This window comes from Streptomyces echinatus (assembly GCF_014203595.1).
Classification (GTDB): Bacteria; Actinomycetota; Actinomycetes; order Streptomycetales; family Streptomycetaceae; genus Streptomyces; species Streptomyces echinatus.
On sequence record NZ_JACHJK010000004.1, the window covers coordinates 414,613 to 440,270 of the forward strand.

The following is a 25,658-nucleotide window of genomic DNA, read 5'->3' on the forward strand; positions in this document are numbered from 1 at the left end:
ACAGCATCACAATTATCCGGCGATACGGGGGAGTGACTGTCCCGGATGGCGCTTCGCAAGGCATCGGATTTCATAGAACAGCTGCGGGAACTTCGGCTGAGTGTCGGCCAGCCTTCCATGCGGCATTTGCAACGGTTGGGAGGACAGACCAGAGCGGCCAATGGTGACGCGGTGGACGCGCTGCCACGGAGTACGGTTTCCACGGTCCTGCGTGGGAACAAGCTGCCGCGATCGGAGTTCGTCTCCGCGTTCGTGACGGCCTGCCTGGTGTACGGCGGGCAGCCCCCGGAGAAGGTGGCGGAGGAGACCGAGCGCTGGCTCGCCCGGTGGCGAGTCCTGTACGCCGCGGAGACCAAGGAAGGCCCGGAGGGGGAGACCGCCCAGGGCGACCCGGTCACCGAGACACCGAAGGCGTGGAACGTGCCTCATCACCTCCCGCTCGACGTGGGGTGCCTGATCGGCCGCGGGGCGGCGCTCAAGGCCGCTGACGAGCTGGTCCAGCGGCACAAGAACAGCGTCTTCCTCGTCTCGGGTCCGGTCGGCGTCGGCAAGAGCGCGTTCGCCATCCGGTGGGCGCACAGCATGGTCGACGACTTTCCGGACGGCCGGCTGTACGTCGATCTGCGGGGCGAGCACGGGGCGCTGGACGCCGAGCAGGCCCTGGGCGTGCTGCTCGGTGGCCTGGGTGTGCACGAGGACGACTGCCCGGCGGATCCGCGGCGGCGGGTCGAGCGTTACCGGTCGCTGCTCGCCCATCGCAGAGTGCTCGTCGTGCTCGACAACGCCAGTGACACCGACCAGGTGCGCCCGCTGCTGGCGACCGGGGAGCACTGCCGGACCATCGTCACCAGCCGCAACCGGATGTCGGGGTTACTGGTCCGGGAGGCCGCGCGCCGGCTGACCCTGGACGTACTCGCTCCGGAGGCGGCGTGCGCGGTGCTGAGCGCCATCATCGACCGGGAGTACCTGGTGGACGCGCAGGCCGAGCTGGAGGAACTGGCGCGGTTGTGCGGGTATCTGCCGCTCGTGCTGCGGCTGGCCGCCGTGAAGTTCGCCGATCGGCCCGGACAGGGCTTCAGGCACTTCGTCCGCACCATGCGCGACGACAGTCAGTTGCTCTCCCTGGCGCTCGACGGTGATCATGGCAGCTCCATCCGGGCCGAACTGGAGTTCTCCTACCGCAGACTCTGCTGCGAGGCGAAACGGTACTTCTGGAAGATCGGTCTCGCCGGCGACGCCGGATTCACGCTGGAGAGCGGAGCGGCGCTCGCCGGGATACCGCTCGCCGAGGCCGACCGGCTGACCGCCGTACTGGAGTCGGAGCACCTGGTGTCGGAGGTCGGCAGACGCAAGTTCACCATGCACCGGGTGCTGCAGGCGTTCGCCCGGACGAAGGCGAGGGAGCAGGCGGCCTGTGAGCCCCGCACCTTAGCGGTGGCGTGAAGCGGAGGACGCCTCGGCGGCGGCTCCCGGCGCCCCGCCGGTGACCACGGCGGCCGGACGTGCCACGGCGATCAGGGATCCGACCGTCAGGATCACCTGGTCGCCCACCCGGCTCTCGCCGGACATGAACGCGCCGCCGTCCACCAGCTGCTCGACGCGCACCTGGTGACGGATCACGTCGCCGGGGAACGCGGAACCGGTGAAGACGCAGTTCCGCAGGCGGCCGACCATCGGCAGGCCGTCCCCGGCGGCCCCCGGGCTGCCGAGCCAGAGCAGCGCGGCGGACTGCCCGAACGATTCGAGGATCATGGACCGCGGGTAGGCGTACCGCTCGGCCGGCAGGTCGTCGGCCATGTCCTGGTAGCAGGGCTCGCTGCCGGTCACGGCCTTGGCGGTCCCGATGGTGCGGCCGGGGTCGAAGCCGGTGACGCGGTCCACCAGCACCATCGGGTGCCGGACCGGGAGGAGCGCGAGGAGCCGCGCGTACCCGGAGTTCATGAGGTGCCTCCCCGGACGAGTTCGACGGTGGCCTTCGCGACCTGGACGCCGTCGGCGCGGCGGCAGTCGAGCGCGGCCCGCAGGGCGCCCGGACGTCCGGGCGTCACCCGGATCAGCAGCCGGAGTCCGTCGCCCTCGAGCATCGGCCTGAGCACCCGCGCGGAGTCGAGCGTCCCCAGTTCGAGCCAGTCCTCTCCCGGGCCGCCCGGACCCAGGTGCGCGGCGAGCGACGGGACACGATGGAGCTCGGCGCCGACCGCCTGCCGGATGCCGTCGAGCAGGAAGACCGCCGGATAGAGGGTGACCCCCGGGAAGTGCCCGGCGAGGTAGGGGTCGGTGGACCGCACCACCTTGTCCGCCTCGATCAGCAGCTCGTCGGCCTCGGCGCGGGCCGTGATCCGGTCGGCGCCGTCGAGCGGCCTGGCGTAGCCGCGCCGCCCGCTCACAGGAACCACACTCCGGCGTAGTCGCCCCAGCGAGCCGCGAGCCGGGCGGTGTCCAGCCGGGTGACGCCGGGGAGCAGGGGAGCGCGGTCCAGGCCGAAGGCCGCCAGCCCGGGCTCGTCGACGTAGACCGCCGCTCCCTTGGCCACCAGCGCGCCGACGGACCGCCGTGGGTCCGCGAGGGTGGTCAGCACCGTCGGGCCCACCTGAAGCGCGGGCGGCGGAGCGGCACCGGCGAGGGCGGCGGTCACGCTCGTCCCGCGCAGCACCACGTCCATGCCGCCGAGCTGGTCGCCGAGCATCTCGACGCCGTAGAGCGCGTCGAAGAACTGCGCCTCCGCGCTGCCGCGGTAGCCGCGGTCGATGATGACCAGGTAGGTCACCTACGCACCTCCGATGTAGAGGGTCCGGTGTGCCGCGGCGACCGTCGCCGCCAGCCGGGCGTCGGAGCGCAGCCGGACCTCGGCGATGTGGTCCCGGGCGCCGCGCTCGGCGCTGCAGGCCGTGCAGACGATCCAGCTGAAGCGGCCCTTGTACGCGGTGAGCAGGCCCCGGATCAGCGCGCCGGCCGTCGGCGCCGGTGTTGCCGGGTCGCGCAGGTCGGCGGGTTTGGTCTCGCCCAGCGAGGACTGGGTCAGCATGGTGTTGTAGCCGCACGCCCACACCCGGATGGTGCGCTCCCGCTCCAGCACGGCCTGGGCCAGCCGGAGCACCGTGGTCAGGGCGTCGGTCGTGTGGGGCGGTGCCGTGAGGACGACCAGCACGTCCCAGGTGCGGCGTTCGACGGTCGCGGCCATGGTCAGTGCCACACCACCCGGGTGCCGGGCTCCAGCAGCCAGTCCGCCAGGTCGCCCATGCCGGTGGTCCGCAGCCCGGGGGCCAGCGGTGCGGCGTGCAGCGCCCGGTGGGCGAGGGTGAACTCGTCGATCCACGCCTGCCCACCGGCACCGAGGAACCGCGTCAGCCCGGCGCTCACCCCGCGAATCCCGAGCGCGACCCCGTCCGCGGCGAGGAACAGGCGCACCCGCTCACCGGCTCCGGCGAGCGCGGCGGCGTCGGCCAGGAAGCGGTCCGCGGTGTCGCCGGACCGGGTCTCCACGAGCAGGTACTGCTCGGCCGGGAGGTCCTGGGTCATGCCGCCGACGTCCGCAGCTTCCGGAGCAGCAGCGCGGAGATGTCGGACATGGTCCGCACGTCCCCGATCTCATGCGATTCGATCTTGACCCGGTAGTGCCGCTCCAGGGTGACGGCCAGCTCCATGGCCAGGAGGGAGTCGACGCCGAGGTCGCGGACGAAGTCGATCTCCGGTGTGATCGACTCTCCGTCGACCTCCAGCACATCGGCGATCAGCTCACGCAGCTCTTCGGAGTCGAGGGGGGCTTCGGCGGTCATGGGGATCCCTTCCGTGGTTCGTCTTCGCGGCGGTCGCGGCGTCAGCCGCAGCCGCCCGCGTGGCCGGCATCGCCGCCGGCCGCTGTCGGCTCGGGCACCAGACCCGCTTCGTCCAGCCAGGTGAGCTCGGCGTCCGGACCCGGTTCCTGGCCCCGGACCTTCGCGACGTAGGCGCGCAACCGGTCGGCGCCGAAGAACTTGTCGTGGCCGTGGACGAAGAAGGGGACGCCGAACAGGCCGTCCTTGTACGAGCGGGTCAGCACCTCGGCTCCCCGGCGCCGCAGCTCCGGATCGTCCGGGGCGCCGGCCACCAGGGCGGGGTCCAGACCGAGTTCGGCGGCGAGCTCGGCGATGACGGCCCGGTCGGTGATGTCCCGGCTCTGCTGCCAGCGGGCGCGGTAGGCCAGTGCCACGTACTCCCGGCCCAGGCCGGCGTCCTCGGCCACCAGGTAGCCGAGGTGGGCGATCTCCCAGTTCGGGTCGCGGTCCACCGGCCAGGTGACGGAGAGTCCGCGGGCCCCGGCCAGCCGGCGGGCGTCCTGGAGGATGTAGAAGTTCTTCGCGCGGGACATCTCCACGATCGGCAGCTGGACGCCGTCCTTCTCCAGCAGTGCCTGGGTCTGGTCGTCCGGCTCCCAGAACGGGATCCACTCGATCGCGTCCGCCACATCGGGGTAGCGGTCCATCAGGTCGCGGTAGGCGAACCACGAGTACGGGCTGCGCAGCGAGAAGTACCAGCGGGGTGGTTTCCGGGCCATGTCGGGTGGCCTCCTTTCGGGTGGGGCGCTCAGAGCGAGATGCCGCCGTCGATCTCCAGTACCGTTCCGGTGACGAAGGACGCGCGGGGGGAGAGCAGGAACGACACCGCGTCCGCCACCTCCTCGGGCCGGCCCGTCCGGCGCAGCGCCGTCGCCCCGACGGCCTCCTTGACGACCGTCTCGGACAGGACAGCGGTCATGTCGGTGTCGATGAACCCGGGGGCGACCACGTTCGCGCGGATCGCGTACGGGCCCACCTCCTTGGCCAGCGACCGCGTGAACCCGATGATCCCGGCCTTGGCGGCCGCGTAGTTGGTCTGCCGGGCGTGGCCCTGCACGCCCGCGACCGACGAGAGGTTGACGATCGCGCCGGACCGGCTCTTCATCATCTCGAAGATCGCGGAGCGGCAGACGTTGTACATGCCGTCGAGGTTGATGTCGAGGACGGTGTGCCAGTCCTCGTCCGCCATCAGCACCAGCGCGCTGTCCCTGGTCACACCCGCGGAGGTCACCACCGCGTCGACCGGGCCCAGTTCGTCCGCCGTGTCACGCACCCAGGCGCGTACGGCCTCGGCGTCGGTCACGTCGACCCGGGTGGCGACCGCGCGCCTGCCCAGCCCGGCGATCTCCTTCTCCAGCTCCCGGGCCGGCTCCTCGCCGCTGACGTAGCAGAACGCGACGTCGTAGCCGTCCTGGGCCAGGCGGCGCACGACCGCCCGGCCGATGCCGCGGGAGCCGCCGCTCACCAGCGCGACCGGTGTCGGGGTTTCAGGCATGGTCACTCCTCGCTGCCTTCGCGATGCGGAAAAGGGCACAGCCGAGTACGTTGTCGCGGTCGGCCGACAGCACCGCCGCGACGCGCCCGCGGGCGGCGGGGTCCCGTTCGGCCGCGGCCAGCACGGACGCGATCTGGAACGGGGCCGCCGCGGCGCCGGCGTCTCCCCAGGACTCCTCGCCGGGCAGGGGCAGCGGGGCGTGCCCGGCGAGGCGGACCCCGGTCTGCCCGACCGCGGGGGACACGGCCCACAGATCCGCCGCGGCGACCCCGGCGCGGGCGAGAGCGCGGGAGAGGCAGTCCGTCAGCGCGGTGTCCCGCTCGCCCTCGCGGAACACCCCGAGGGTGACGCCGAGGACCTCGGCGAGCACCGGCCCGTCCGGGGGCGCGGCCGGTTCCAGCAACAGCAGGGAGCAGCCCTCGCCGAGCGCGGTCGGCCGGTCCGGGTCGCCGGCCAGGTGTTCCAGCCAGGCGCGGTCCTGGGTCAGTTCCTCCGCGCCGCCGCACAGCACCGAGCGCGCGCGGCCGGAGGAGAGCAGCCGCAGGGCGTAGCGCAGCGCGAACAGCCCTGCCGCCCTGCCGCCCGCGACGGTCGCGTTGGGGCCCTTGAGGTTGTGCCGGATGGCGCACTGCGCGGCGGAGCTGTTCATGATGGCGTTGGGGATCCGCGGCGTGTCGATGTGGAACGGCATCGCGCGGGTGTGGGTGTCCCGGGTGATGTCCATCATGCTCCGGCTGCTGCCGGCGGTGGTGCCGAGCACGAGCGCCGCCCGCTCACCCGACGCGACCTCGCGGTGGCGGCCGGCGGCCCCGAGCAGTTCGTCGGCCGCGGCCGCGGTGAGCGCCGAGACCCGGTCCATCGACCGGGTGCCCTTGCGCCCCAGCACCTCCGCGGTGACGAAGCCCGGTACCGGCGCGACCCGCTGCCGCGGGACGGGCCACTCCTCGGGCCGGGTCACCGCGGACGTCCCCGCCGCGACACCGGCCGCGAAGGCCCCCCGGCCGAGCCCGAAGGGCGAGACCGCGGACCAGGCGGTGATGACGGGTGCCGTCACGACGCCTCACCGGGCAGGCCCTTGAGGGCGCGGTCGATCCGGTCGTCCCAGGTGACGACCCGGGCCTGGTTGCCGTTCTCCACGACGCCGTAGCCGTGAGTGATCACACCCGTGGCCACCCGGGCCAGCCGGCCGTCGCGCACCACGTAGCAGTCCATGCGCGCGGTGTAGAGCAGGTTCTTGAAGATGCTCTCGACCGTGTAGACGGTGTAGAGGTCCTCTTCGAGCAGGGCCTCGCCGAGTATCTCGATCCGGGAGTGGGTGACCGCCGGGATCCAGTTGCGCTCGGCGAGCTGCGCTCCGATGGAGATGCCGCGGGCGTCGACGAAGCGGTGCTTGGCCTCCTCCATCTGCCGCAGATACGCCGACATGTGCATCCGGCTGAAGTAGTGCACATACGGATAGGGGATGCGGAACTTCCAGCCGTAGCCGTTGCGGCCGGCCAGGAGCCGGTCGAGCACGGGGTCCCGGTCGGCCGTGCCGCCGGAGCGCAGGTCCCCGTCGGTGGCCGGGACGGCCTCACCGGGTTCCGGGGTGCCGAGAGTGGCCACGGTGAAGCGGTCGAGCACGGCGGGGGCCGGCACCCGGCCGGGCAGCCGCCGGTCGTCCTCGTCCCGGCGCAGCACGGCCGCCGCCGAGGCGGTGACGATCTTCTTCGGCTCGCCGTCGCGGAGCACGGTGATGGACACCTTGAACCGGAACGCGGTGTCGTCGTCGCTCGTCACCGGCTTCACTTCGAGTACGGCCTCGTCGTCGACGAACACCCCGCCGCGCAGCCGGGCTTCCAGGTCGACGAGGTCGAAGCCCAGGCCGTAGCTCTCGTAGAGCCCGCCGACCGGCAGCCCCTGCCGCCGGAAGTGCTCGATCACCGCTTTCTCGACGAGGTAGTTGACGTGCTTGAAGCCGATGTAGGTGCCGATGTTGGCGCCCTCGTACCCGGGCGTGAGGGAGACCGTGGTGGTCTGCGTGACCACGTTCTTGACCGCGGTGTCGATGTCAGCCATCAGATTCGCTCCACTAGCGTTGAACGGGGCCGTTCCCCGGCCGCTTCGGGGGCGGCGGAAATACGGCGCAGGAAACCACCGAGCGCGTCGGCGAACCGGGCCGGCCGCTCGGCCATCGGGAAGTGCCCGGTCTCCTCGATCGTGTGCAGGGCCGCCGCGGGCATCCGGGCGACCAGGTCCTGCGCCTCCCCGGTCACCGCGATGCGGTCCTCGGTACCGGACACGACCAGCGCGGGCGTTCGCACCTGCGAGGTGGGCAGCCACGGCGTACGCAGGTACAGCTCGAAGAACCGCGACCAGCCGTAGGGGCCGATCGTCGTGCACAGCCGCTGCGCGAGGACGCGGTGCAGCTCCGGCTTCGAGCGCGGCCCGGCCGCCACCCGGATGCCCTCCTCCATGGTGCGGACGAACTGCTCCGGCAGGGCCGCCATGGTGTCCCAGTCGAAGTCCTCGGGCCGAGGCCGGAAGAAGGGGGAGACCAGCACCACCCCCGCGAGCCGGTGCCCGGTGCGCGCGGACGCACCGCAGACCAGGTCGAGCAGCAGCATGGCGGAGAAGGAGTGCGCCACCACGACATCGGCCGGGCCCACGGTGTCCGCGAGCTCGTCCAGCGTCTCGGCGAGCCACGAGACGGACTCCAGACGGTGCGCCCAGTCGGGCGGCCCGGTGCCGCGCCAGGGCAGTTCGGCCGTGTGGATCTCGGCTCGCCGCAGCTCCGCGTGCTGCGGCGCGAGCCCGATCAGCCGTTCCCAGACGGTGCTGCTGTCCGCCATGCCGTGCAGCAGCAGCACCCGGGGTCCGGCGCCGTCGCTGATCGTGCGCTGCCGGAGCAGCACGGGCCTGACGCCGCTGGGCGGGAATGCCGGGTTCACGCGCGGCCCTCCCCGTTCCCGGTCTCCGCGCCGGCCGGTGCGGTGAGGACGAGCCCGGCGACGGCGTCGTCGGCGTCCGTACCCGCCACCGCGTACACCGGGCCGCTGCCCCCGGCGGCGAAGTGCCCCACCGCGGCGGCGCACTGGAGGACCCCGAGCGCGCCCGAGGCCGGGCCCCAGCGGTCCTCGAGAGCGTGCCGGGGCACGCCGGGGAGGACGTCCGCCGGCGCGGGCCGCGGCGCGAGCCAGGCCCGGGGGACGCCGCCGAGCGCGGTGACGCAGCCGGCCAGGCTGCCGGTGCGGACGTAGCCGTCCAGCCCGGCCAGCACCGGAGCGTCGCGCTCGGCCGCGGCCGCCGCGGACTCCAGCACCAGCGCCGCGGCACCGTCGAACGGATGCGCGTGCCCGGTGAGGCGGCGGACGACGTCGTTGGCCGGCTCGGCGCCGACCACCAGGACGTGCCGTGCGCGGCCGCCCGCCAGCAGGACCGTGGCCCAGTGCACCGCGTCGAGACCGGAGGTCGGGCCGTTGCACACCATCAGGTTCGGGCCGCGCAGGCCGAACCTGATCGCGATCTCGGAGGCGGTGACGTTGCTCGACAGCCGCGGCGCGTAGACCGGGCTGAGGAGCCGGGTGCCTCCGTCGGCCGCGATGGTGGTGGCGACCTCGCACACCGAGTCCAGGTTGCCGAGGTTCGAGCTGACGACGACCGCGACCGACTCGGCGGGCACCAGCAGCTCGGCGGCCACGGTCGGGGCGCCGCCGCCGGCGGTCGTCAGCCGCGCGTCGCCGGTCATCAGCCCGGCGGCGTTCAGCGCGTCCCGTGCGGCGCAGAGCGCGAGCCGGGTCGCCTGGTCCAGATGGCGCAAGCCCTTCTTGCCGATCCGGGCCGCCGGGTCGACCGGCGCCGCACCCTCGGCGGTGCCCGTGGTGAGTTCCGTGGCGGCGGACGCGCCTGGCACGGCCAGGCCGACGCCGGTGGCGACCGCGCTCATCGCCGGCCGGCCACGAGTGCGACCGCGTTGACCCCGCCGAAGCCGAAGGCGTTGACCTGCGCCAGCGCCAGGTCCGCCGGTGCGGCCGCGTCCCGTACGATCCGGAACTCCGCGGCCTCCTCGATCGGTCGGTTCAGCCCGAGCGTCGGCGGGACCAGCCCGTCCGCCATGGCGCGCAGCGCGACGATCAGACTGTGCAGTCCGGAGGCCCCGGACGTGTGGCCGGTCATCGACTTCATTGCCGTCATCAGTGCCTTCTCCGGGGCGGGGCCGAACACCGCCCGGATGGCCCGGGCTTCGGCGGCATCGTTGGCGTGGGTTCCGGTGCCGTGCAGCATCACCAGGTCGATGTCCTCCGGCCCGGCGCCGGCCCTGCGGTGCGCCTCGCGGATCGCGGCGGCGATGCTCCCGGCATGGGGGGCGGTGGTGTGGTGGGCGTCGCAGTTGACGGCGACACCGCGCACCCGGCCGGGGCCCGGGCGGTCCGGGTCCTCGGTGCGGCGGAGGACCACGGCCGAGGCGCCCTCGCCGAGGATCGTGCCCATCCGGTCGAGATCGAAGGGGCGCACGGTGTCCGGTGCCACCGACTGCAGCCGGTCGGCGATCCCCACCATGCTCTCGGTGACGGTGTCGACGCCGGCCACGATCACGGTCTCGGCGCCGGCGGCCAGCAGATCGGTGCCCATCGACAGCGCGTAGAGCGACGCCGAGCAGGCGTTCGAGACGGTGTGGGTCATGGTCGCGCCGAAGCGCTCCCGCAGCGCGGTGCCGAAGTGCAGCTCCCCGGCCGGGAACGGGACACCGTCCCGGGCCCACAGCTCGACCGAGCGCAGCTCCCGCAGCCCGGTGCCGACCAGGACCGGGATGTCTCCCAGTCGCTCGTCCAGCCCGGCCTCGGCGACCGCCTGCGCGATCGCCTCGAGGAGGAAGGCGGTGGCCCGGCCCGGTACGTCACCGGCGTCGCCGCGGTCGTCGATCTCGTACAGCCGGTCGCCGGTGTAGTACGAGCGCTCGAAGCCCCGCATCGGATGCAGGCCGGACGTGCCCGCGCACAGGGAATCGAAGATCTCGGCCGGGGACCGGCCGATGGCGGCCACCGCGCCGGTTCCGGCGATCGGCCAGCCTGCGTGCTCGCTCAACGGGACTCCTCGTATCGGCCCAGGACCGCGACCGCGTTGTTGCCCCCGAAGCCGAGGCCGTTGTTCTGCACGATCCGCAGGTCGGCCTCGACGGCGTGGTTGGGCACGCAGTCGATCCGGCACTCCGGGTCCGTGCGGCTGTGGTTGATGGTCGGCGGGATGAACCGGTGGGTGATCGCCAGCGCGCAGGCGATCGCGGCCAGCGCGCTCGCCGCGCCCATGGTGTGCCCGAGCATCGACTTGACGGACACGGTGCGCGGCGGCCGGTCGCCGTAGACCTCCCGGATCGCCTGGGACTCGGTGATGTCGTTGGCCTTCGTGCCGGTGCCGTGCGCCGAGACGAGGTCGACCTCGTGCGGCTTCACGCCGGCGTTCTCCAGCGCGAGCGCCATCACCCGGGCCACGCTGGAGCGGTCCGGCGCGACCTGGTGGTAGGCGTCGCAGTTGAGGCCGTAGCCGAGCACCTCGGCGTAGATCCGCGCCCCGCGGGCGAGCGCCGACTCCAGGTCCTCCAGCACCAGTACGCCGGCGCCCTCACCGGTGAGGATGCCCTTGCGGTCGACGTCGAAGGGCCGGCAGAGGTCGGGGGCGATGGTGCCGAGCCGGTAGAACCCGGCGAAGGTCTTGCGGCACATGGCGTCCGCGCCGCCGCAGAGGGCGAAGTCGGCGTCCCCGGAGCGGACCGCGTCGTAGCCGTAGCCGATGGCGTAGTTCCCGGCGGCGCAGGCGGTGGGGATGGTCACCGCCTCCACGTCCGTGAGGCCGAGCTCCAGGGCCACGGCCGAGGACAGCCGGGCGGCCCGGAGCCGGCGCGCGACCCGGGGGTCCATGGCCGCGTGGCCGTGCGCCAACTGGGTCTCCACCAGCTCGTCGAGGTCACGCGACTCGCCGTCGGTGGTGCCGATGGAGATCACGCCGGGCCGCTCGCGCAGCGCCCCGAGGTCGAGACCGGCGTCCGCGACGGCCATCCGCGCCGCCGACACCGAGAACCGGGTCGCGGGCCCCAGCGAGTCGACGGGAAGGTTCCGGATCCAGGCCGCCGCGTCGAACGCGCCGAGCCCGCAGCCGGTGGAGTGCTCGAAACCGGCGGTGTCGAACACCGTGATCGGCCCCGCACCGCTGCGCCCGGCCCGCAGACCGGCGGTGAACTCCTCGACCCCGGTCCCGATACTCGACAGCACTCCCAGCCCGGTCAGGACCACCCGCCTGTCAGGTGACGCCATCAGCTCCTCATTCCCTGTGCGGGGACTACTGCTTCGCCCAGCCCGCGGTTTCGGCGACCACGTCGTAGACACCGCGGAGATTCGTCATCCGGGCGAGTTCGGCCTGGTCGATGACCACTCCGAACTCGCGCTCCAGCGAACCCAGGATCTCGATGGCGCGCAGCGAGTCGGCGCCGTACTCCTCATTGAACAGGCCCTCGTCCGTGACCTCGTCCTCTTCGAGCTCAAGGATTTCGCAGACGATTTCTTTAATCTTGGCGAAATTCCCGTCGGTGGTCATTGTCACGGTGGTGGCCTCTTTCTCCGGCAAGCGAGTCGAGCATCGGTTCAGTGGTTCAGATCTCATGCGTACGGGCGCTGTCCCGCAAGGTTGTGGACGGCACGGGACGGAACGAGACAGCCGTTCCTCGTATCCCGCCCGAGCGGCCGTGGGCTAGTGTGATCGACGGGATATGAAGGGGAGTTGTGCCGTAACTGCGAGGCGACGGGGGAAACAAGTCGCGATGACTGATGAATACGAGCGCCGGAAGGCCATACGTCAGCAAAAGGCAAGGGAATGGCAACTCGGTGAACCGTTGCCGGTCATCGCCTACACGGAGGAGGAGGACGCCCTCTGGGAGACGGTCACCGCCAAACTGAGTTCTCTGCACCAGGAAGTGGCGTGCGCGAACTACCGGCGGGCCGCCGAAGCGGTCGTCCTGGAACGGCGGCGGGTACCGCAACTGGCCGAGATCTCCCCGGTGCTGACCGAGCTCACCGGTTTTCATCTGCGGCCCGCCGAGGGCACCGTCCCCGCCAAGCGGTTCCTCGGCACGTTCGCGGACAGCGGGTTCCACGCCACGCAGTACCTGCGGCGGCCCGAATCGCCCTACCACTCCCCGGAACCGGACGTCCTGCACGAACTGATCGGCCACGCAGTGATGCTGGGCGACCCGGTCTTCGCGGACCTGTACCGGAGCTTCGGTGAGGCCGCCCGGCGGGTGTCCGCACCCGATGCCATGCGGGACCTGGTCCACGTCTTCTGGTTCGCCATGGAGACCGGTGTCGTGTACGAGGACGGCCGCCCCCGGGTCTGCGGCGCGGCCCTGCTGTCCTCGGTCGCGGAGATGGAGTCGCTGGACAAGGTGGAGCTGCGGGCGTTCGACACCGCCGACATCGTGGCGCAGGACTTCGACGACACGGACTGCATGCCGGTGCTTTTCGCCGCCGAATCGGTCGGCCACCTGGTCGCCGAGGTGCGGCGCTTTCTGAACCGGCTGTGACATCCCCGGCCGGCCGACATCACACCGAGAGGGACGATCATGAGGATCCAGGTCAGCATCACCGAGGAACTCCAGGACTACATCGCGGACGTCTCGCTGTCCGAACCGGCGCCGCTGAGCGAGCTGCGCGAGGAGACCTCGCGGCTCGACGAGCGCAATATGCAGATCTCGCCGGAGCAGGGCCAGTTCCTGTCCGTGCTGCTCCGGGCCATCGGCGCGAAGCGGACCCTGGAGGTCGGGGTCTTCACCGGCTACAGCCTGCTCCGCACGGCGCTGACCCTGCCCGCCGACGGCCGCGTCACGGCCTGCGACATCAGCGAGGAGTGGGCGAAGACCGCGCTCGGGCACTGCGAGCGGGCGGGGGTCGCGGACAAGGTGGACCTCCGCGTCGGCGACGCCCGGAAGAGCCTGGCCGCCCTCGTCGAGGAGGAGGGCGCGGCCGGCGGCTACGACTTCGTGTTCCTGGACGCGGACAAGGAAGGCTACGAGACCTACTACGAGTACGGTCTGACCCTGCTGCGGCCGGGCGGCCTGCTGGCCGCCGACAACGTGCTGTGGTCCGGGCTGGTCATCGACGAGTCGGTCCAGGACGACGAGACCCGGGCGCTGCGCGCCTTCAACGCCAAGCTGCGCGAGGACGACCGGGTCGACCTGTGCATGCTGCCGTTCGCCGACGGCCTGACACTCGCCGTGAAGCGCTGACCTCCCCGCGCGCCTTCCGGCCTCAGTCCACCTTGGCCAGTCCGCGCGCGTCCCGCCTCGCGGCACCCCGGGAGACGGCGAGCGGGTCCCAGCCCGCGGCGCGCGCGGGCAGCCGGCTCCGGTCACCGAAGACCGCGCCGGCGTGTGCCTCGGTCAGCAGCGGCCGCCCGAGGATCCGGGACGCGCAGGCCGTCCCGCTGACCATCACGCCCGTGATCCCGCTGCCGTAGCGGGTGCTCTGACCGACGACGTGCAGGCCCTTGACGCCGGTGGCGGTGTCCGGCCGGGCACCGGTGGCACCCCAGGTGGCCAGGCCGAACGGGGATCCGCCGGTGGAGAGCGTGTACCGCTCCTGGGTCAGCGGCGTGGCCAGCTCCAGGTGGGTGATGTGGTCCCGGAACGGCCCCAGCGCCCGCTCACCGGCCCGCAGCACCGCGTCGGTGAAGCGCTTCTTCTCCGCCAGATAGGCGGGCTCGCGGCGGTACCGGCCGCCCTCGGCCGGTCCCCGCGTGACGCCCCAGTGCCGGTAGCCCGGCGGGCACATCGTCATCAGCTGGAAGTTCGCCTGTCCGGGCGGGCAGAGGTGCCGCGCGCCGGGCTCCTTGAGCGAGGCGAACGAGATGAAGAGAAAGCGCACGTCGTCGGGCTGCTCGCCGGCGTACAGCCCGCGGTAGAGCTCGCCGATGTCCTCGTGCGCGTACCACCAGACGTTGGCCTCGGCCTGCCGCGCCGGCGGCCGGTCGAGGGCGACGTAGACGGTCGCGAAGGGCAGTCCCACCGTCGCCTCCCGGGTCGAGCGGACGATCCGCGGGCTGAAGTGCTCCGCGCCGACCAGCTCCAGCACCGTGCGCCGGTAGTCGGCGCCGGAGATCACCAGTGGCGCGCCGAGCGACGTCCCGTCCGCCAGGCGCACACCGGTGACCGTGCGCTCCACGACGTCGATCGAGGTGACCCGGCTGCGGGTGCGCAGTTCGCCGCCGTGCGCCTCCAGCACCTCGATCAGCGTCGCGGCCAGCGACTGCCCCCCGCCGACCGGGACATAGGCGCCCCGGATGTAGTGGTCGGTCACCATGGCGTGGGTGCCCACCGTCGCGATGTCGGGGCCCATGCCGTAGTTCGGCGACTGGGCGGCGAGCACCGTACGGGCCCGGGTGGACAGCCCGCAGTGGTCGAACAGCTCGGACAACGGCCGCCGGCCCCAGGCCCGTACGTGCTCGGTGCCGGCGGCGATCTGCGCCGGCCCGGCATCGGTGAGCAGCGCCCAGCGCTGCTCACCGCCGACGGCCCGGCAGATCCCGATGAAGGTGCGCAGGCCCTCCGCGTCCTCGGGCAGTGCCTGCTCGAGCCGGGCCAGGTACGTGTCCCAGTCGGCGGGCACGTCGAGGGTCAGCCCGGGGATCAGGATCTGGTCGAAGCAGTCGCGGTCCAGCTCGCGGAACCGTATCCGGTCGCCGGCGCCGAGGCCGGACAGGATGGCCGGGATGATGCCGTCGGGTCCGCAGTCGCCCAGGTAGTGCACGCCTACGTCGAACTCGTAGGCACGGCGACGGCGGAAGACATGGCTGTTGCCGCCCGCCCAGTCGTGCTGCTCGAGCACGAGCACCCGCCGCCCCGCGGTGGCGAGATGGGCGGCGCAGGTCAGGCCGCCGAGGCCGCCCCCCACCACGATGGCGTCCCACTGCTCTTCGGTGTCGGTGCTGGTCAAGGAGTCCTCGCCGGGGTCGTGGTCAGCGTGCGGGATACGGCCGCAGCAGCGCGCAGCCGAGGGTGCCGTCGTGGTCGACCGCGGTCACCAGCGCCAGACGGCCGGCCGCCGCCGGGTCCTCCTCGGCCCTGACGAGCACGGCGAGCACCTGGAAGGAGGCCGCGGCGGCCGCCGCGTCGCCGATCAGGCCGGTGCAGTCGGCCTGGGCGGGCGGCCGGTGGCCGAACAGGTCCCGGAGCGCGGCCTGTTCCGGGCCGTCGGCCGCGCCCGGGGCGACGAGCGCGATGTCCGCGGGCCGGGCTCCGGCCCGCTCCAGCGCCCGGCGCAGACAGCGGAGCAGGGCCGCCGGGATCTCCCCGGCGTCCTCGGACACGCCGAACTCCAGCGCGACGACCTCCGCCAGGCCGTCCCGCTCGGCGGCGGCGGAGCCGGCCGGCTCCAGGCGCAGGACCGCCGCCCCCTCGCCGAGGACCGTGCCGTCCGGGCCGCCCCGGCCGTGGTGGTGCAGCCGTGCCCGCGCCTCGGAGTACTCCTCGGCGCCGCCGCAGAACAGCGTCCCCGCGCGGCCGCCGGCCTGCAGTCGACGCGCGTAGTTGAGGGCCAGCAGGCCGGCCGCGCGGCCGCCGGCGATCGTCGCGTTCGGGCCCTTGAGCCCGTGCCGGATCGCGCACTGGCCGGCCGCGCAGTTCATCACCGTGTTGGGGAAACGGGCCGGGTCGACGTAGAACGGCCGTTCGCCCTCGAGCGAGCTGCGGGTGAAGTCCATCGTGGACTGCACACTGCCGGTGGTGCCGAGCACCAGGCCGGGACCCGGGCCCTCGGCCGGGGTGCCGGACGCCTCCGGCCCGCCGGCCAGTTCACCGACCGCCGCCACCGACAGCGCGGTGACCCGGTCCATCGAGCGGGTGCCCTTCTTGCCGAGCACGGTCCGGGCGTCGAAGTCCGGGACCAGCCGGCCGGGCGCGTACGGGGCGTGCCCGGCCGACGAGACGGGGGCCGGGACCCCGCCCCGCAGCCCGGCCCGGAAGGCGTCCGCGCCGAGACCGAACGGTGAGATCGCCGACCATGCCGTGATGACGGGTCCCATGTCTGTCACGCTGCTCCTTCGTCGTAGCGGCCGAAGATGACCACCGCGTTGTTGCCACCGAAGGCGAGCCCGTTGTTCTGCACGATCCGCAGGTCCGCGGTCACCGACTCGTTGGGCACGCAGTCGAGACCGCACTCGGGGTCGGTCGTGGTGTGGTTGACGGTCGGCGGGATGAAGCCGTGCTCCAGGGCCAGGGTGCAGCCCACCGCGGCCAGCGCGCTGGCCGCGCCCATGGTGTGCCCGAGCATCGACTTCATCGACACCGTGCGGGGCGGCCGGTCGCCGAAGACCGCGTGGATCGCCCTCGCCTCGGTGCTGTCGTTGGCCTTCGTGCCGGTGCCGTGCGCCGAGATGAGGTCCACCTCGTCCGGTGTGACGCCCGCGTCGGCGACCGCCAGCCGCATGCAGTCGGCGACCCCCTGCTCAAGCGGCGCGACCTGGTGGAACGCGTCGCAGTTCAGGCCGTATCCGAGTACCTCGGCGTGGATCCGGGCGCCCCGCGCGAGGGCCGACTCCAGGCTCTCCAGCACCAGCATCCCCGACCCCTCGCCGACCAGGATGCCCTTGCGGTCGAGGTCGAAGGGGCGGCAGCGGTCGGGGGCGATGGTGCCGAGCCGGTAGAACCCGGCGAAGGTCTTGAGGCAGACCGCGTCCGCGCCGCCGCAGAAGGCCAGGTCCGCGTCGCCCGCGCGGATGGCGTCGAGCCCGTGGCCGATCGCGTAGTTGCCGGCGGCGCACGCCGTCGGGATGGTCACCGCCTCGGCGTCGGCGAGCGCGAACTCGCGCGCCACGGAGGTCGACAGCCGTGAGGCGGAGGCCCGGCGGGCGATCCGCGGATCCATCGCACCCGGTTCCGCGACGTCCTGCGCCACCAGCCGGTCGAGGTCGCGGGTCTCGCCGTCGGTGGTGCCGACGGCCACCAGGACCCGGCTCGTGGCCAGCACCCCCGGGGTCAGCCCGGCGTGGCCCGCGGCCATCCTGGCCGCGGCGACGGCGAACCGGGCCGCCCGGCCGAGCTCCGCGGGGTCGAGCCGTTCGATCCAGCGCTCCGGCTCGAACCCGGTTATCTCGCAGCCGCCCGCGTGCTCGAAGCCGGTGGTGTCGAACGCGGATATGGGCCGGACCTCGCTGCGGCCCGCCCGCAGCCCGGCGAGGAATTCGGTGACCGAGGCGCCGATGCTGGAAACTGCGCCGAGCCCGGTGATCACTACCCGCCGGCCGGGTTTTGTCGTTTTTCCAGCAAGCAATGCACGACCCCAATTCGGAAGAGAAAAGCAATTCAGGTCCGTCCGGCAGACTACAAGCCGGAATCCCGGCGGGTACACAACCGCCGGTGTCTCGTTCCGTCCCGTACTGTCCGCCCACTTGCCGGGACATGGCCGTGCGGGCAACTCTGCAGTTCGAGCGCGCCGATGCGATAGGGGTAGCCCAATGACGAATCCGTTCGACGACAACGAGGCGGTCTTCTCTGTTCTGGTGAACGGAGAAGGACAGTATTCGCTCTGGCCGGTATTCGCCGATGTTCCGGAGGGCTGGACCGTGGAGCTCTCCGAGAGCGGCCGAGAGGAATGCCTGGCCTACATCGAGGAGAACTGGACGGACATGCGGCCGAAGAGCCTGCGCGAAGCCTCCTGACGTCCGCCGCCCTGGACCACCGGCCACTACCCCGGGAATGAACATGAGCAACATCGGCGGTGACCTGCTGCCGCTGTCCGCCGCGCAGCGCGGAATCTGGTACGGACACCACATCGATTCCAGCGGCCGACGCTATCGGATCGCGGAGTACTTCGACATCCACGGTCCCGTCGATCCCGAGGCGTTCGGTGCCAGTTGGCGCCAGGTCGTCGAGGAGACCGAGGCGCTGCGCGTCCGGTTCACCGAAGGGGCGGACGGGCCGGGGCAGTTCGTCGCCGGCGCGGAGGCCGCGGCCGTGGACGTCGTGGACGTCTCCGCGCTGCCGGACCCCGCGGGCGCCGCGCTGGAGCGGATGCGCGCCGACCTGGACCGGCCGGTCGAGCTGTCCCGCGGCCCGCTGCACACCGTGCTGCTGTTCAAGCTGGCCGCGGACCGCTGGCAGTGGTACTTCCAGTTTCACCACGTCGCCATGGACGGCTACAGCGGGGCCCTGGTGGTCCGCCGCGTCGCCGAGGTGTACTCGGCGCTCGTCGCCGGTGAACCGGCCGGCCGGGCGGACCCGCTCCCGCTGCGCGGCCTGCTCGACGAGGAGACCGGCTACCGGGCCTCCGACTCCTTCGCCGCCGACCAGGAGTACTGGCGTGCTCAGCTGGCCGGCCGGCCGGACCCGGTGACCCTGGCCGGGCGGTCGTCCGGCACGGACGGCGGGCCGGCGCGCTGCTCGGCACAGCTCGACGCGGACCTCCAGCGGCGGCTGACCGAGTCCACCGGGCGGGCGCTGCCCACCCTCGTGCTCACCGCCGTGGCCGCCTATCTGCACCGGCTGACCGGAGCGCGGGACCTCGTGCTCGGACTGCCGGTGACGGCCCGGCCGGGCACCGGCACTGCCGGAACGGCCGGGATGGTGTCCAACCTGCTGCCGCTGCGCCTGACCGTGACCAGTGGGCTCAGCTGCGCCGACCTCGCCCGGCACGTGCTGTCCCGCGCCCGTGAGGCGCTGCGCCACCAGCGCTACCGCTACGAGGACATGCGCCGTGACCAGCGGCTGTCCCTGGAGGACGAATCACTGGTCGGCCCCGTGGTCAACGTGCTGCCGTTCAGCTACGACCGCGGCTTCGGCGGCCACCCGATGACCTCCCACAACCTCGCGGGCGGACTGGTCGAGGACCTGTCGATCACGGTCTACGACCGCGGCGAGGGACAGGGTCTGCGCGTCGACTTCGACGCGAGTGCCCGGTACCGCCGCGAAGACCTGCTGACCCACCAGCGCGGCCTGCTGCGCGTGCTGCGGGCGATGGCGGACGACCCGGGGGTGGAGGTCGGCCGGATCGAGCTGCTCGACGAGGCGGAGCGCCGTCGGGTGCTGCACGAGTGGAACGACACGGCCCGCGAGCACCCGGCGGCGACCTGGCCCGCGCTCTTCGAGGCACAGGCCGCCAGGACCCCCGGCGCGACCGCGGTCGTCTTCGAGGACACCGAGCTGAGCTACGCCGGTCTGAACGGCCGTGCCAACCGGCTCGCCCGCTCGCTGGTCGCCTCCGGAATCGGCCCGGAGAGCGTGGTGGCACTGGCACTGCCGCGCTCGGTCGAGCTGATCACCGCCATGCTCGCGGTCGCCAAGGCGGGCGGCGCGTATCTGCCGCTCGATCTGGAACACCCCGCGGAGCGGATCGCGTTCATGTGCGCGGACGCCGCGCCCGCCTGCGTCGTCATCGGCGAGCGCGGCCCGGCGGGCCTGCCCGGCGACCTGCCCCGGATCACGCTCGACGGCCGGCCCGGCACCCACGAGGACACCGGCCCGGCGGACGGCCCGACCGACACCGGCCTGACCGACACCGGCCTGACCGACAGCGGCCTGACCGACAGCGGCCTGACCGACGCCGACCTGACCGACACCGGCCTGACCGACGCCGACCTGACCGACGCCGACCGGCTCGCCCCGCTGCTGCCGGACCACCCGGCGTACGTCATCTACACGTCCGGCTCCACCGGCCGCCCGAAAGGTGTCGTCGTCACCCATGCCGGTGCGGCGTCGCTCGCCTTCGGGCAGATCGCCCGGCTGGGAGTGGACGAGCGCAGCCGGGTGCTGCAGTTCGCGTCCCCCAGCTTCGACGCGGCGTTCTCCGAGGTGTCGATGGCCCTCCTGTCCGGCGCGGCACTGGTCCTCGCGCGCGCCGAACAGCTCGTCCCGGGCGTCGCCCTGACCGAGCTGGCCGCCAAGCACGCCCTGACCCATGTGACCCTGCCGCCGGCCGTCCTCTCCGTGATGCGGCAGGACGAACTGCCCGCGGACCTGACCCTCAACCTGGCCGGCGAGGCGTGCCCGGCCGAGGTCGTCGCCGCCTGGTCACCCGGCCGCCTGCTGCTCAATGCCTACGGCCCGACCGAGGCCACGGTCTGCGCGACCATGTCGGACCCCCTGTCCGGCAGCCGTACGCCGCCGATCGGCCGCCCGATCGACAACATGCGCGTGCTCGTGCTGGACGGCGCGCTGCGCCCGGTGCCCGCGGGGGTCACCGGCGAGCTGTACCTGGCCGGTCCGGGACTGGCGCGGGGCTACCGGGGACGGCCGGCGCTGACCGCGCAGCGGTTCCTCGCCTGCCCGCCGGAGGCCGCGCGGGTGCCGGGCGAGCGGATGTACCGGACGGGCGACCTCGTGCGGTGGCGTACCGACGGGCAGCTCGAATTCCTCGGCCGCGCCGACGACCAGGTCAAGATCCGCGGCTTCCGTATCGAACCGGGCGAGATCGAGTCCGTGCTGGCCGCCGGCGACGCCGTGCGCGAGGCCGCCGTGGTCGCCCGCGAGGACGTCCCCGGAGAGCGGCGCCTGATCGCCTACGTCGTGCCGCACGAGGGGCGGACCGTCGACCCCGTGGAGGTCCGGAGGGCGGCCGGCGAGGTCCTGCCCCGGCACCTGGTGCCCGCGGCGGTCGTCGTCCTCGACCGGCTCCCGCTGACCCCCAACGGAAAGCTGGACCGCCGCGCGCTGCCCGCCGCCCGGTTCACCGGCACCGGTACGAGCCGTGCCCCGCGCAGCCCGCGGGAGGAGATCCTGTGCGGCCTGTTCGCGGATGTCACCGGCGCCGCCAAGGTGCACATCGACGACCACTTCTTCGACCTCGGCGGGCACTCGCTCCTCGCCACGAAGCTGGTGGCCAGGATCAGGCCGGCCTTCGGCGTGGAACTCACCGTCCGCGACATCTTCGGCGCACCCACCGTGGCGGAGCTCGCGCGGCGCCTCGACGAGGTCGGCGGGTCACTGCGGCCCGCCGTGACCCGCGCGCAGCGGCCCGAACGGCTGCCGCTGTCCTTCGCCCAGCGCCGCCTGTGGTTCCTCGGCCAGATGGAGGGCCGGAGCGCGACGTACAACATGCCGGCCGTGCTGCGGCTGACCGGCGAGCTCGACCGTGCGGCACTGGCCGCGGCGCTCGGCGACCTGGCCGACCGGCACGAGACGCTGCGGACGGTGTTCGGGGAGGTCGACGGGGTGCCGTTCCAGCGGGTGCTCGACATCCGTCCCGAGCTGCCGTGCACCGACGTCACCCGGCAGTCACTGGACGCCGAGGTCGCCGGGTTCTGCGGCCGGGAGTTCGACCTGGCCACCGATCCGCCGCTGCGGGCACGGCTCTTCGCACTGTCCCCGACCGAGCACGTACTCGCCCTGGTGATCCACCACATCGCCGGCGACGGCTGGTCGATGGCCCCGCTGGCGGACGACCTCGCGGCCGCGTACCGGGCCCGGGCCGCCGGACTCGACGACGGTGCGCCCGGACTGCCCGTCCAGTACGCGGACTACACGCTGTGGCAGCAGCGGTTGCTGGGCACCGAGGAAGACCCGGACAGCCTGATCAACCAGCAGATCCGGTACTGGACGACGGCGCTGGACGGCGCGCCGGAGGAACTGCCGCTGCCGGTGGACCGGCAGCGTCCCCCGGTCGCCAGCTACCGGGGCTCCACCGCCCGGTTCGACATCGGCGCCGGCCTTCACGCCCGGCTCACCGAGCTGGCCCGCCAGAGCGACGCGAGCCTGTTCATGGTGGTCCAGGCGGGCCTGTCCGCCCTGCTCAGCCGGCTGGGCGCCGGTACGGACATCCCCATCGGGACGGCCATCGCCGGCCGGACCGACGAGAGCCTGGACGGGCTCGTCGGGTTCTTCGTCAACACCCTGGTGCTGCGCACCGACCTCGGCGGTGACCCGTCGCTGCGCGAACTCATCGCGCGGGTCCGGGAGACGGACCTCAGCGCCTACGCCAACCAGGACCTTCCGTTCGAGCGCCTGGTGGAGATCCTCAACCCGAGCCGGTCGACGTCACGGCACCCCCTGTTCCAGGTGATGCTGGCGTTCCAGAACCTGGCCGACGTCGAGTTCCGGCTGCCCGGACTGGAGGTGGAGGCCAGGCAGCTCTACACCGAGACGGCGAAGTTCGACCTGGCCTTCAGCGTGTTCGAGCGGTTCGACGAGCAGGGCGCGCCGAACGGCCTGACCGGCGTGGTCGAGTACGCGGTCGAGCTGTTCGACCCGGCCACCGTCGAGCGGATGCTGGACCGGCTGGTCCGGGTCTTCGAGGCGATGACGGCCGCCCCCGGGACCCGTCTGAGCGACATCGACGTCCTCGACCCCGCCGAGCGGCGGCTGGTGCTGCACGAGTGGAACGACACCGGCCGGGACGTCGTCCCGGCGGTCTTCCCGGAGCTCTTCCAGGCGCAGGTGGCCGCGACCCCCGACGCGGTCGCGATCCGCTACGAGGGCACCGCGCTCACCTACCGCGAGCTGAACGGGAACGCCAACCGGCTGGCCCGGCATCTGGCCGCGCGCGGGGTGGGGCCGGACGACTACGTCGCGCTCGCGCTGCCCCGGTCGATCGAGCTGACCACGGCCATGCTGGCGGTGCTGAAGGCCGGTGCCGCCTATCTGCCGGTGGACCCGGACTACCCCGCGGAGCGCGTCGCGTTCATGCTCGGCGACGCCGCGCCGCGGTGCGTGCTGACCGCGGCGGACAGCGCGGTCCCGCTGCCCGCCGGGCTGGAGCGGATCGCCCTCGACGACGCGACCCGCGCGGCCGTCCGCGCACTGCCGGACGGGAACCTGACGGACGACGACCGCGTGGCGCCCCTGCGGCCGGGGCATGCCGCCTACGTCATCTACACCTCCGGCTCCACCGGCGTGCCCAAGGGTGTCGTGGTCTCCCACGCGGGCATCGCCGGCCGGATGGGCAGCGAGATCGAGCGCCTGGAGGTCAGGCCGGACAGCGTCGTACTGCAGTTCGCGTCGCCCAGCTTCGACGGCGCCTTCTCCGACATGTGCATGGCTCTGCTGGCCGGTGCGACGCTCGTCGTGGCGCCGAGGGAGAGGACGCTGCCGGGACCGGCACTGAGCGCGCTGATGCACGAGCAGGGCATCACCCATGTGACCCTGCCGCCGCCCGTGCTCGCGGCCCTGCCGGACGACGGCCTGCCCGCGCCGATGATGCTGATCATGGCCGGCGACGCCTGCCCGGCCGACATCGTCGGCCGCTGGGCACCCGGCCGCCGGATGGTCAACGCCTACGGCCCGACCGAGGCGACCGTCTGCGCCACCATCAGCGACCAGCTGGTCCCCGACGGCACCCTGCCCCCCATCGGACGTCCGCTGGACAACACCCGGCTGTACGTCCTCGACGACCGGCTGCGGCCCACTCCGCCGGGCGTGGCCGGCGAGCTCTACATCGCGGGTGAGGCCCTGGCGCGCGGTTATCTGCGGCGCCCGGGACTGACCGCCGGCCGGTTCGTGGCCTGCCCGTTCGGCGCCCCCGGCGAGCGGATGTACCGGACCGGGGACGTGGTCCGGTGGCGCGGCGACGGCCAGCTCGAATTCGTCGGCCGCTCCGACGACCAGGTGAAGGTCCGCGGCTTCCGGATCGAACTCGGCGAGGTGGAGGCGGCGCTGACCGCCCACCCCGGCGTGGCGCAGGCCGTCGTCGTGCCTCGGGAGGACCAGCCGGGCGGCAGACGCCTCGTCGGCTATGTCGTCCCCAGCGGGGACGATCCCGCCGTGGCGAAGGACCGGGACGAGCGCCGGGTGGAGGAGTGGCAGCTCACCTACGAATCGCTCTACACCGGCGGGGAGACGGCCGGGTTCGGCGAGGACTTCTCGGGCTGGAACAGCAGCTACGACGGCCTGCCGATCCCCGTCGACCAGATGCGCGCCTGGCGCGACGCGACCGTCGACCGGATCCTCGAACTGCGGCCGAAGCGGCTGCTCGAGATCGGCATGGGCACCGGGCTGCTCTTGTCGAAGATCGCGCCGGAGTGCGAGAGCTACTGGGGCACCGACATCTCGCCCCGGATCGTCGAGGGAGTCCGCGGCCAGGTGGCCCGGGACCCGCGGCTGGCCGACCGCGTCGAGGTACGCGTCCAGCCGGCCCACGACCTCGACGGGCTGCCGGCGGGACACTTCGACACGGTGGTGCTGAATTCCGTCGTGCAGTACTTCCCGAACGCCGGGTATCTGGAGAAGGTGCTGCGGGGCCTGCTCGGGCTGCTGGCCCCGGGCGGCCGGGTGTTCGTCGGCGACGTACGCAACCTGCACCTGCTGGAGGGGCTGCGCACGGCCGTCGAGCTGGGCCGCCCGGCCGGCGCGGCGAACGGCGAGGCGCTGCGTGCGGCCATCGGGCAGTCCGTCTCCCTGGAGAAGGAACTGCTGATCGACCCCGCCTTCTTCACCGGCCTGGACACCGCGGCCGACCTCCGCGTCAAGCGCTCGGAGTTCCGCAACGAGCTGACCGCGCACCGATTCGATGTCGTCCTCCACAAGCAGCCGTACGAGCGCGTCGACACCGACGCCGCCCGTGAGCTCACCTGGGGTGCCGACGTCACCGGCCTGGACGTGCTGGCGGACCGGCTGGCCGCGGCGCACCCCGCGCCCGTCCGGCTGCGCGGCGTCCCCGACCCGCGGGTCGCGCACGAACTCGCGGCGGTACGCGTCCTGGCCGACGGCGGCACGCCGGAAGCCGCCCGCGACCGGCTGGCGGAACGGGACGACGCCCTGCCGGATCCCGAGGGCTTCGCCGGGCCGGCCGGCCGGGCGGGCTACCGCGCCCTGGTGCTGCCTCCGGGCGAGGACGGGACGCTCGACGTCCTGTTCGTGGAGCGCGGCGCGACCGGGGTGCCCACGACCGGGTACCGGCCGCGGCGCTCCGGAGCCCGGCCGCCGACCAACGACCCGTCCCGGTCCGCGGAAGCCGTCTCCCTGGTCGCCGCGGTCAAGGCCCGCCTGCAGGACACCCTGCCCCCCCACATGGTCCCCTCGGCGCTGGTCGTACTGGATCAGCTGCCGCTGACGCCGAACGGCAAGGTGGACCGGCGCGCACTGCCCGCACCGGACCGGGCCGGCGCCGGGAGCGGCCGGGGGCCGCGGGACGAGCGCGAGGAAGTGCTGTGCCGGCTGTTCGCGGAGCTGCTCGGCGTGCCCCGGGTCGGCATCGACGACGACTTCTTCGACCTCGGCGGCCACTCGCTGCTGGCGACCCGGCTGGTGTCCCGGATCCGGTCGACGCTGGGCGTCGACCTCGCCATCCCGGATCTGTTCAACGCGACCACGGTCGAGAAGCTCTCGGGCCGGCTGGCCGTGGCGCGCAAGCGTGAACGGCCGGTGCTGCGCCCGCGTTCGCGCCCGACAAGTTAAGGAGATT

Annotated in this window: 23 protein-coding genes; 5 read left to right on the plus strand and 18 right to left on the minus strand. The window is 73.0% G+C overall.

From position 1 onward, the window contains the following. Positions 1-171 precede the first annotated feature (171 nt). Positions 172-1,443 carry an NB-ARC domain-containing protein gene (locus tag FHS34_RS14400; RefSeq protein WP_184965010.1) on the plus strand — a complete coding sequence of 424 codons (1,272 nt, stop codon included), beginning with the start codon at positions 172-174 and terminating at the stop codon, positions 1,441-1,443. Here the strand turns inward: FHS34_RS14400 and FHS34_RS14405 are convergent. The 15 genes from FHS34_RS14405 to FHS34_RS14475 are packed head-to-tail and all read right to left on the minus strand — an operon-like array spanning position 1,429 to position 11,877. After that, positions 1,429-1,941 (minus strand): 3-hydroxyacyl-ACP dehydratase FabZ family protein, encoded by a 513-nt coding sequence (locus FHS34_RS14405; protein ID WP_184965012.1) that lies wholly within the window; start codon positions 1,939-1,941, stop codon positions 1,429-1,431. The genes FHS34_RS14400 and FHS34_RS14405 overlap by 15 nt on opposite strands. Beyond that, positions 1,938-2,387: a hypothetical protein gene (locus tag FHS34_RS14410; protein ID WP_184965014.1), complete on the minus strand. Its 450-nt coding sequence runs from the start codon at positions 2,385-2,387 to the stop codon at positions 1,938-1,940. Before FHS34_RS14410 ends, FHS34_RS14405 begins: the two co-directional genes overlap by 4 nt. After that, positions 2,384-2,767 carry a hypothetical protein gene (locus FHS34_RS14415; RefSeq protein WP_184965016.1) on the minus strand — a complete coding sequence of 128 codons (384 nt, stop codon included), beginning with the start codon at positions 2,765-2,767 and terminating at the stop codon, positions 2,384-2,386. Before FHS34_RS14415 ends, FHS34_RS14410 begins: the two co-directional genes overlap by 4 nt. Then, entirely contained in the window at positions 2,768-3,193 is a 426-nt protein-coding gene (locus FHS34_RS14420; RefSeq protein WP_184965018.1) for a DsrE family protein, read from the minus strand. Beyond that, positions 3,184-3,519, minus strand: coding sequence for a hypothetical protein (locus tag FHS34_RS14425; RefSeq protein WP_184965020.1), 336 nt, complete (start codon positions 3,517-3,519; stop codon positions 3,184-3,186). Before FHS34_RS14425 ends, FHS34_RS14420 begins: the two co-directional genes overlap by 10 nt. Beyond that, positions 3,516-3,776: an acyl carrier protein gene (locus FHS34_RS14430; RefSeq protein WP_184965022.1), complete on the minus strand. Its 261-nt coding sequence runs from the start codon at positions 3,774-3,776 to the stop codon at positions 3,516-3,518. Before FHS34_RS14430 ends, FHS34_RS14425 begins: the two co-directional genes overlap by 4 nt. A 41-nt stretch (positions 3,777-3,817) precedes the next feature. Beyond that, a complete protein-coding gene (locus FHS34_RS14435; RefSeq protein WP_184965033.1) occupies positions 3,818-4,534 on the minus strand; it encodes a 2-hydroxychromene-2-carboxylate isomerase in 717 nt (238 codons plus the stop codon). 29 nt (positions 4,535-4,563) lie between these two features. Then, a complete protein-coding gene (gene fabG / locus FHS34_RS14440; protein ID WP_184965035.1) occupies positions 4,564-5,310 on the minus strand; it encodes a 3-oxoacyl-[acyl-carrier-protein] reductase in 747 nt (248 codons plus the stop codon). Further along, positions 5,303-6,364, minus strand: coding sequence for a beta-ketoacyl synthase N-terminal-like domain-containing protein (locus FHS34_RS14445; protein WP_184965037.1), 1,062 nt, complete (start codon positions 6,362-6,364; stop codon positions 5,303-5,305). The genes fabG and FHS34_RS14445 overlap by 8 nt, the downstream gene beginning before the upstream one ends. Continuing rightward, the gene (locus FHS34_RS14450) at positions 6,361-7,368 is read right to left on the minus strand and encodes an acyl-CoA thioesterase family protein (RefSeq protein ID WP_184965039.1); all 1,008 of its coding nucleotides are present in this window, start codon (positions 7,366-7,368) and stop codon (positions 6,361-6,363) included. Before FHS34_RS14450 ends, FHS34_RS14445 begins: the two co-directional genes overlap by 4 nt. After that, entirely contained in the window at positions 7,368-8,240 is an 873-nt protein-coding gene (locus FHS34_RS14455) for an alpha/beta fold hydrolase (RefSeq protein ID WP_184965041.1), read from the minus strand. Before FHS34_RS14455 ends, FHS34_RS14450 begins: the two co-directional genes overlap by 1 nt. Beyond that, positions 8,237-9,235 (minus strand): beta-ketoacyl synthase N-terminal-like domain-containing protein, encoded by a 999-nt coding sequence (locus FHS34_RS14460; RefSeq protein WP_184965043.1) that lies wholly within the window; start codon positions 9,233-9,235, stop codon positions 8,237-8,239. Before FHS34_RS14460 ends, FHS34_RS14455 begins: the two co-directional genes overlap by 4 nt. Then, positions 9,232-10,374 carry a beta-ketoacyl synthase N-terminal-like domain-containing protein gene (locus FHS34_RS14465; RefSeq protein WP_184965045.1) on the minus strand — a complete coding sequence of 381 codons (1,143 nt, stop codon included), beginning with the start codon at positions 10,372-10,374 and terminating at the stop codon, positions 9,232-9,234. Before FHS34_RS14465 ends, FHS34_RS14460 begins: the two co-directional genes overlap by 4 nt. Continuing rightward, entirely contained in the window at positions 10,371-11,597 is a 1,227-nt protein-coding gene (locus FHS34_RS14470) for a beta-ketoacyl-[acyl-carrier-protein] synthase family protein (RefSeq protein ID WP_184965047.1), read from the minus strand. The genes FHS34_RS14465 and FHS34_RS14470 overlap by 4 nt, the downstream gene beginning before the upstream one ends. Positions 11,598-11,622: 25 nt before the next feature. Beyond that, the gene (locus tag FHS34_RS14475) at positions 11,623-11,877 is read right to left on the minus strand and encodes an acyl carrier protein (protein WP_184965049.1); all 255 of its coding nucleotides are present in this window, start codon (positions 11,875-11,877) and stop codon (positions 11,623-11,625) included. Positions 11,878-12,100: 223 nt separating this feature from the next. Between FHS34_RS14475 and FHS34_RS14480 the strand changes: the two genes are divergently transcribed. Continuing rightward, positions 12,101-12,859 carry an amino acid hydroxylase gene (locus tag FHS34_RS14480; RefSeq protein ID WP_184965051.1) on the plus strand — a complete coding sequence of 253 codons (759 nt, stop codon included), beginning with the start codon at positions 12,101-12,103 and terminating at the stop codon, positions 12,857-12,859. Between the two features lie 39 nt (positions 12,860-12,898). Next, positions 12,899-13,561, plus strand: coding sequence for an O-methyltransferase (locus tag FHS34_RS14485; RefSeq protein WP_184965053.1), 663 nt, complete (start codon positions 12,899-12,901; stop codon positions 13,559-13,561). A 22-nt stretch (positions 13,562-13,583) separates the two neighbouring features. On the opposite strand, the gene FHS34_RS14490 is transcribed toward FHS34_RS14485, so the two are convergent. From FHS34_RS14490 to FHS34_RS14500, 3 genes are read right to left on the minus strand one after another with little or no spacing between them, the layout of a single operon-like run. Then, the gene (locus tag FHS34_RS14490; protein WP_184965055.1) at positions 13,584-15,266 is read right to left on the minus strand and encodes a phytoene desaturase family protein; all 1,683 of its coding nucleotides are present in this window, start codon (positions 15,264-15,266) and stop codon (positions 13,584-13,586) included. 22 nt (positions 15,267-15,288) lie between these two features. Then, the gene (locus FHS34_RS14495) at positions 15,289-16,353 is read right to left on the minus strand and encodes a beta-ketoacyl synthase N-terminal-like domain-containing protein (protein WP_184965319.1); all 1,065 of its coding nucleotides are present in this window, start codon (positions 16,351-16,353) and stop codon (positions 15,289-15,291) included. A gap of 5 nt (positions 16,354-16,358) precedes the next feature. Beyond that, positions 16,359-17,561 (minus strand): beta-ketoacyl-[acyl-carrier-protein] synthase family protein, encoded by a 1,203-nt coding sequence (locus tag FHS34_RS14500; protein ID WP_184965057.1) that lies wholly within the window; start codon positions 17,559-17,561, stop codon positions 16,359-16,361. A gap of 223 nt (positions 17,562-17,784) precedes the next feature. Here FHS34_RS14500 and FHS34_RS14505 point away from each other — a divergent pair, with 223 nt between their 5' ends. Then, a complete protein-coding gene (locus FHS34_RS14505) occupies positions 17,785-17,988 on the plus strand; it encodes an MbtH family protein (protein WP_184965059.1) in 204 nt (67 codons plus the stop codon). Positions 17,989-18,031: 43 nt separating this feature from the next. Beyond that, positions 18,032-25,651 (plus strand): non-ribosomal peptide synthetase, encoded by a 7,620-nt coding sequence (locus FHS34_RS14510; protein WP_184965061.1) that lies wholly within the window; start codon positions 18,032-18,034, stop codon positions 25,649-25,651. Positions 25,652-25,658: the final 7 nt, after the last annotated feature.